The following is a 5,847-nucleotide window of genomic DNA, read 5'->3' as shown; positions in this document are numbered from 1 at the left end:
GTGCCCCCCCCCGACGATCTCAGGGATTCTGCGCCAGATGCCCCGGCGTCAACACCCGCTTGGCCTGCAGGTAGGCCTTGGACCAGTAGCTGTTCGACAGGTAGTCCAGCCGCACCGTACCGCCGGTGGACGGCGCATGCACGAAGCGCCCCTCACCCACGTAGATCCCGGCATGGCTTACCTGCGAACCACCGCCAGTGGCGAAGAACACCAGGTCACCGGACTGCAGCGCGTTGATGTTCACGGTCGGCGCACGCATGACGATCATCTCGCGGGTCGAGCGTGGCAGGCTGATGTTCGCCGCATCGCGGTACACATAACCGATCAGGCCACTGCAATCGAAGCCCGAGTCCGGCGTGTTGCCGCCCCAGCGATACGGGGTGCCGACCAGACCGATGGCACGGATCAGCACGTCCTCAGCCACGGGCGACGAGGAAGGCTGGTCAATGAAGGTAACCTGCGGCTTGGCCACGGGTGCCGGGGCCGGAGCACGGCTGGAACAGGCGGCAAGCAGTGCCACCAGGGAGAGGAATGCGAAGCGCGTCATCATCGCCATGGGTCAGAACCTGTCTGAGACCAATCGGCCGCAGCCGAAAAAAGAGTTAAGGATTTAGATTAGACGCTATTCGTAAATGCGCACGGCAGCTAGCTTTTCAGCTACGCCGCCGTGCGAGGATACAGCATTTTGATATCAGTTGCGCGACAGGGTAGTGGTCGGCGCCATGGCCAGGGCACGCTTGGCTTCGATGAAGGTCTTGCTCCAGTAGCGGTCACCGAGGTTATCGATGCGCACACCACCGCTGCGGCGGCTGCTGGAGTGGATGAACTGGTTGTCGCCCAGGTAGATGCCGGCATGGCTGACACGGCCACGGCCATTGGTGCTGAAGAACAGCAGGTCACCTGGCTTGAGCTTGTTGCGTGCGACCTTGGGTGCGTCGACGTTGATCATCTCGCGGGTCGAGCGCGGCAGGTTCATGCCGGCCTCTTCGCGGAACAGGTAGCCGATGAAGCCGCTGCAATCGAAGCCGGACTGCTCGGAAGTACCGCCGAAACGATAACGGGTGCCGATCAGCGACATGCCGCGCTCCAGGATGCTGTCTGCAAGGACGGGCAGCTGGTAGGGCTTGCTGTTGCTGGAGAAGGCTTGGAGGTCTTCATCGGTGGCGAGGTCTTCTTCATCGAATACCGACGAATGCGACGCCTTGGCCTTGACCGCGGTTTGCGCGGTGACCGATGGGTGATCCTGGGGCTGGGAAATCGGGCCTTGGGCCGCGCAGCCAAAAAGCAGGGTCACGAGTGCGAGTGGCACGAGGGGTGCGAAGCGCTTGAGCATGGGCACGACCGTGTCTGTAATCCTTTAGAAGGGGGAAACTATGCCTTCTATCGGACCTATTTGCAAATTTTATCGAAAAAAATGTGACTTTTGCGTTTTGCCGCTCTGGCCCGGTGTTTTCAGGGTTACCAGCCGAGGGTTTCCTTGAGGAAGGGAATGGTCAATTTGCGCTGGGCCTGCAGCGAGGCCTGGTCGAGGCGCTCGAGCAGATCGAACAGTGCGCTCATGCTGCGCGTTCCACGGGTGAGAATGAAGTGCCCGACCTCATCGGTCATGTGCAGGCCACGGCGCGAGGCCCGCAGTTGCAAGGCGCGCAGCTTGTCTTCGTCGGACAGGCCACGCATCTGGAAAATCAGTGCCAGCGTAAGCCGTGACTTGAGGTCGGCAAGCTTGATCGGCAGCTCCCGCGGCGAACTCGATGCCGCCAGCAGCAAGCGCCGGCCGCTGTCTCGCAGGCGATTGAACAGATGGAACATCGCCTCTTCCCAGTCGGCCTTGCCGGCAATCACGTGCAGGTCGTCGATGCACACCAGCTCGTACTGCTCCAGATGATCGAGCAGTTCCACGCCACGGTCGAGCAATTGCGCCAACGGCAGGTAGACAGCGGGTTCGCCCAGTTGCTGGAAACGGTGGGTGGCGGCCTGCAGCAGGTGAGTACGCCCCGCGCCCTGCTTACCCCATAGATAGATGAGGCTCTCGGTCCAACCGGCGTCGGCTTCGCACAGCCGCTCGACATAGCCCAGCGCCGCGGCGTTGGCACCCGGATAGTAGTTGATGAAGGTGGCGTCATCGCGCAGGCGCACACCCAGGGGCAACTGGATCGGTTTCATGCTGGCGGGCGGTCGCGAGGACCAAAGGGGGCCTTTGGTGAAGAGTTTGCAAAGTCTATACCCGCAACGCGGGCGGCACAATCAGGGAGGGGAATAGCGCAAGCAAAATCAACGGGTTGCGTGATTTTTGAACAACCAGAACAGCGTCCCGGCCAAGCGCCTCATCCGGTAGCGTGCCAAACTCGAAGTCGCCTGGGTGCAAAAGCAGGTCGCCTGGGTGCGATTTTTCCGCTCGGCCGGCTCATAACCTGAGCGGCAGCCACCGCCGCGCGGGGCGTCATGACATAACAAAGATAATCACCGTCTCGTGAGGGGAAAAGTCATGCAGCGATCGATCAAGGCGGCCACCTGCGCCGCACTCCTGAGTATCAGCGCAGCCAGCTGGGCCGCAGAACCCGCCGCTTGCCAGAATGTGCGCATGGGCTCGGTGAACTGGACCGATGTCGTCGCCAGCAGCGCCGTCGCCGAAGCCCTGCTCGACAGTCTGGGCTACAAGGTCAAGCAGACCAGCGCCTCGCAGCAGATCGTCCTGGCCGGCATGGCGGAAAAACGCCTCGATGTGTTCCTCGGTTACTGGCAGCCGACCATGCAATCGGTGGCCAAGCCCTTCCTGGACAAACAGCAGATCGACGTGATCAGCCCCGCCACCCTCGCCGATGCTCAGTCCACCTATGCCGTGCCTGCCTACGCCTACGACGCAGGCCTGAAGACCTTCGCCGACATCGCCAGGTTTCGCGACAAGCTCAAGAACCAGCTGTACCTGATCGAGCCAGGCAGCGGCATGAACCGCATCACCGCGCAGATGATCGCCGAAGACAAATTCGGCCTGAAGGGCTTCAAGGGCATAGAGTCCAGTGAAGCTGGCATGCTGACAGCGGTCAAGCGTGCCGTGCAGAAGGGCGAGTGGGTGGTGTTCGCCGGCTGGAAGCCGCACCCGATGAACCTGCAGATCGACATGCGCTACCTCTCCGGCAGCGATGACGCCTTCGGCCCCAACGAAGGCTCGGCCACCGTCTCGATCATGACCGCTGCCGGTTACCAGCAACAATGCGGCAACGTCGCCAAGCTGCTGCACAACCTGCGTTTCACCAGTGAAGGTGTGAGTCAGGTCATGGAGCCGATCCTCAACCGCAAAGCGCCGCTCGATGCCGCGCGAGACTGGCTCAAGGCACACCCCGAGCAGGTCTCGGCCTGGCTCGAAGGCGTCACCACGTTCGACGGCAAGCCCGCCGATGCGGCATTGGTCGCGCAATGGTAATGCAGCGCTACGCACTCTCGGCCGGCATGCAGGTCTTCATCGAGCGGACCCGCGCCTTCGGTGTGGCCGATCCCGCACTGACGGCCCAGCGCGCGGCCTATTCACGCATGGCAGCCGCCTTCACCCCGCCCTGCCCGAAAGGCGTGCAGGTGCGCGACCTGAGCTTGCCCGGACTGGCGCCGCTGCGCGTGTTCCAGCCTGCACAATCGGCACCGGCCGATGGGTGGCCAGCGCTGCTATTCATGCATGGCGGCGGCTGGATGCTGGGCGGGCTCGATTCACACGCATTCTTCTGCGCCGAACTGACAGCTCGCCTGGAGGTGCTGGTGGTGGCGGTGGATTACCGACTCGCGCCGGAAACCCCCTTCCCCGCCGCCCTGCACGACAGCCTCGCCGCCTGGCGCGCCCTGCGCGATGGCGTGCTGGATATACCGATCGACCTCACGCGCCTGGTCGCCATCGGCGACAGCGCCGGGGGTAACCTCGCCGCCGCCTTGTGCCTGGCACTGCGCGAGGCCGGTGAGCCGCAGCCGCGCATGCAGGCACTGATCTATCCAGCACTGGGCGACGAGGACAGCGTGTCGCGACGCGAATGTGCCGATGCGCCGCTGCTGTCTGTCACGGACATGCAGGCCTGCCTGAATGCCTACCTGCCCTCCACTACCCGCAGCCCGCTGGCGCTACCGCTGCTCGCCGACAATTTCAAAGGGCTGGCGCCCGCTTTCATTGCCGTGGCCGAGTTCGATCCATTGCGCGATGACGGCCTGCTTTATGCGCAACGGCTGGAGGATCACGGCGTGACAGTGGATTACTTCCCCGGCCACGGGCTGGTTCATGGCTGCCTGCGGGCCAGGGAGCTGCCGGAGGTGGAGCAGTTGTACGAGGCACTGTTTGCGGCGCTCGAGAACAGCCTCGATTGATCGTCCGCTGACGGCACCACAGGCGCCAACCTAATGAAAGTTTCATGTTTTGACTCATGCTCTTTCTGCAAGAATCTTTAGTTACAACCTCTTACAAAGATTCGCTGAATAGCTGGAGCCTGTGATGAATCCCACCCTCCCTGCCAAAGCATCATCCAAAGCCGGAAGAGTCTTCCGGGTGACCTCCGGCAACTTCCTCGAACAATTCGACTTCTTCCTGTTTGGCTTCTACGCCACCCAGATCGCTGCCGCGTTCTTCCCTGCCAGTAACGAATTCGCCTCCTTGATGATGACCTTCGCCGTGTTCGGCGCAGGCTTCCTGATGCGCCCGCTGGGCGCAATCATCCTTGGTGCTTACATCGATGACGTAGGCAGGCGCCAGGGCCTCATCGTGACCTTGGCGATCATGGCCAGCGGCACCTTGCTGATCGTGTTCGTGCCCGGCTATGCCAGTATCGGTCTATGGGCGCCCGCCCTGGTGTTGCTAGGCAGGCTGCTGCAAGGGTTCTCGGCCGGCGCCGAGCTCGGCGGCGTCTCTGTTTACCTGGCGGAGATGGCCACGCCCGGGCGCAAAGGCTTCTACGCCAGTTGGCAATCGGCCAGCCAGCAGGTGTCCATCATGGTTGCCGCAGCCCTGGGTTATGGCTTGAATCAGTGGTTGTCCGCCGAGGAGCTCTCCCAGTGGGGATGGCGGATTCCCTTCGCCGTGGGCTGCCTGATCGTCCCGTGCATCTTCCTGCTGCGCCGTAACCTGCAGGAGACCGAAGAATTCGCCAAACGCGAACATCGCCCGACCATGAGCCAAGTGTTCAAGACGCTGTGCGCCAACGCATCGGTGGTGATCCTGGGCATGCTGATGGTGGCCATGACCACCACCGCTTTCTACATGATTACCGTGTACGCCCCGACCTTTGGCAAAACCGTGCTGCAGCTCGATACCAGTGACGCATTGATGGTGACCTTGCTGGTCGCCGTGTCCAACTTCCTGTGGCTGCCGATCGGCGGCACGTTGAGCGATCGCCTGGGACGCAAACCGCTGCTGGCGGCGATGTCCCTGCTGACCGTGCTCACGGCATATCCTGCTCTGTCGTACCTGGCCCAGAGCCCCAGCTTCGCTCACATGCTGGAGGTGCTGCTGTGGTTCTCGTGCCTCTACGGCGTGTACAACGGCGCACTGATCCCGGCCCTGACCGAAATCATGCCCACCGAAGTGCGTGTTGCCGGATTCTCCCTGGCTTATAGCCTCGCCACTGCGGTATTCGGCGGATTCACCCCGGCGGTGTCCACCTGGGCGATCCATGCCACGTCAGACAAGGCCGCCCCGGCTTACTGGCTGATGTTTGCAGCGCTGTGTGCGTTCACTGCAACGCTTGTGCTGTATCGCCGCCGGCCTGCACGCAGCACGGCTGTTGCCTGAGGGTGTGACGGATCCTTACGAGTGCTGTGCAGAGCGCTGGAAAGTAAATTCGCATAACTAAAAAGCCCCCCCCCCCCCCCCCCCCCCCC

At 62.5% G+C, this 5,847-nt stretch carries 6 protein-coding genes; 3 read left to right on the top strand and 3 right to left on the bottom strand.

Features of this window, described 5'->3' with window-relative positions; genetic code table 11:
• Window positions 1–19: 19 nt before the first annotated feature.
• From HU729_RS24670 to hda, 3 genes are all read right to left on the bottom strand, one after another.
• Window positions 20–556, bottom strand: a complete 537-nt coding sequence (locus HU729_RS24670) for a C40 family peptidase (RefSeq protein ID WP_186711836.1) — start codon at window positions 554–556, stop codon at window positions 20–22.
• A gap of 135 nt (window positions 557–691) precedes the next feature.
• Window positions 692–1,333, bottom strand: coding sequence for an NlpC/P60 family protein (locus tag HU729_RS24665; RefSeq protein ID WP_054890952.1), 642 nt, complete (start codon window positions 1,331–1,333; stop codon window positions 692–694).
• Between the two features lie 125 nt (window positions 1,334–1,458).
• Entirely contained in the window at window positions 1,459–2,163 is a 705-nt protein-coding gene (gene hda, locus HU729_RS24660; protein ID WP_186711835.1) for a DnaA regulatory inactivator Hda, read from the bottom strand.
• A gap of 322 nt (window positions 2,164–2,485) precedes the next feature.
• Here hda and choX point away from each other — a divergent pair, with 322 nt between their 5' ends.
• The 3 genes from choX to HU729_RS24645 all read left to right on the top strand — a co-directional run bounded on the left by choX (window position 2,486) and on the right by HU729_RS24645 (window position 5,758).
• Entirely contained in the window at window positions 2,486–3,421 is a 936-nt protein-coding gene (gene choX, locus HU729_RS24655) for a choline ABC transporter substrate-binding protein (RefSeq protein WP_186711834.1), read from the top strand.
• Window positions 3,421–4,341, top strand: coding sequence for an alpha/beta hydrolase (locus HU729_RS24650; protein WP_238348440.1), 921 nt, complete (start codon window positions 3,421–3,423; stop codon window positions 4,339–4,341). The genes choX and HU729_RS24650 overlap by 1 nt, the downstream gene beginning before the upstream one ends.
• A 124-nt stretch (window positions 4,342–4,465) precedes the next feature.
• A complete protein-coding gene (locus tag HU729_RS24645; RefSeq protein ID WP_186667146.1) occupies window positions 4,466–5,758 on the top strand; it encodes an MFS transporter in 1,293 nt (430 codons plus the stop codon).
• Window positions 5,759–5,847 lie beyond the last annotated feature (89 nt).

It is taken from the genome of Pseudomonas sp. RW10S2 (assembly GCF_014268985.1).
Lineage (GTDB): Bacteria > Pseudomonadota > Gammaproteobacteria > Pseudomonadales > Pseudomonadaceae > Aquipseudomonas > Aquipseudomonas wayambapalatensis.
This window is presented reverse-complemented; position numbering and strand designations above follow the sequence as displayed.

What these genes read in the sequence shown, in the direction of transcription:
- HU729_RS24645 (WP_186667146.1), top strand. Translation starts at nt 4,466, where the DNA reads ATGAATCCCACCCTCCCTGCCAAAGCATCATCCAAAGCCGGAAGAGTC.
- choX (WP_186711834.1), top strand. Translation starts at nt 2,486, where the DNA reads ATGCAGCGATCGATCAAGGCGGCCACCTGCGCCGCACTCCTGAGTATC.
- HU729_RS24650 (WP_238348440.1), top strand. Translation starts at nt 3,421, where the DNA reads ATGCAGCGCTACGCACTCTCGGCCGGCATGCAGGTCTTCATCGAGCGG.
- hda (WP_186711835.1), bottom strand. Translation starts at nt 2,163, where the DNA reads ATGAAACCGATCCAGTTGCCCCTGGGTGTGCGCCTGCGCGATGACGCC.
- HU729_RS24670 (WP_186711836.1), bottom strand. Translation starts at nt 556, where the DNA reads ATGGCGATGATGACGCGCTTCGCATTCCTCTCCCTGGTGGCACTGCTT.
- HU729_RS24665 (WP_054890952.1), bottom strand. Translation starts at nt 1,333, where the DNA reads ATGCTCAAGCGCTTCGCACCCCTCGTGCCACTCGCACTCGTGACCCTG.